The organism is Corallococcus sp. 4LFB (assembly GCF_046520365.1).
GTDB classification, from domain to species: domain Bacteria; phylum Myxococcota; class Myxococcia; order Myxococcales; family Myxococcaceae; genus Corallococcus; species Corallococcus caeni.
The window spans coordinates 1-634 of sequence record NZ_JBKGHJ010001203.1 but is presented as its reverse complement, the minus strand read 5'-3'; the positions used below and the strand labels follow the sequence as shown (position 1 = coordinate 634).

Below are 634 nucleotides of genomic sequence, written 5' to 3'. Positions count from 1 at the left end.
CTACTTGCGAAGCCTGCGTGAAGCGGTGACTGGTGGCGAAGACGGTGGTCTCCGTCGGGCCATAGCCGGCGGTGACGGGGATGCCCAGTTGCTCCAGCACCTTGCGGACATGGGGCGCGGAGACGACGTCGCCGCCGGTGAGCACCTGGCGCAGCGAGCGCAGCGCGGGCAGGTGTGAATCCACCACCTGCGTGAAGAGGCCGGAGGTGAGCCATAGCGTCGTCACGCCGTGGCGGACGAGCACCCGCTCCAACTCGTGAGGGTCCGTCGGAGGGTGGGCCGGGAAGACGGCCAGCTTCGCGCCGTGCAGCAGCGCGCCCCAGACTTCGAGGGTGGAGGCGTCGAAGGCGAGAGGTGCCATGAGCAGCAGCGTCTCGTCGGGGCCGAAGCGGGCGTAGTCGACACCGAAGAGGGTGCGGAGCACGGCGGCGTGAGGCGTGCCGACCCCCTTGGGCCTGCCGGTGGAGCCGGAGGTGAAGTCGATATACGCGAGGCTTTGGGGCAGGGCGCTTCGTGGAGGCGCATGCACGGGCAGCGCGTCCAGCGACAGCTCCTCCAGCATCACGGGCAGCAGGTCCGCGTGAGGCAGCTTCGGCAAGAGCGCGCGAGAGGTGAGGAGGACGTGGGGACGGGC

General features: G+C 70.0%; 1 protein-coding gene. It reads right to left on the bottom strand.

Annotated elements, in window-relative coordinates:
* The coding region (locus ACLEQD_RS44935) for an AMP-binding protein (protein WP_410391996.1) at positions 1 to 634 on the bottom strand (634 nt) is incomplete at both ends.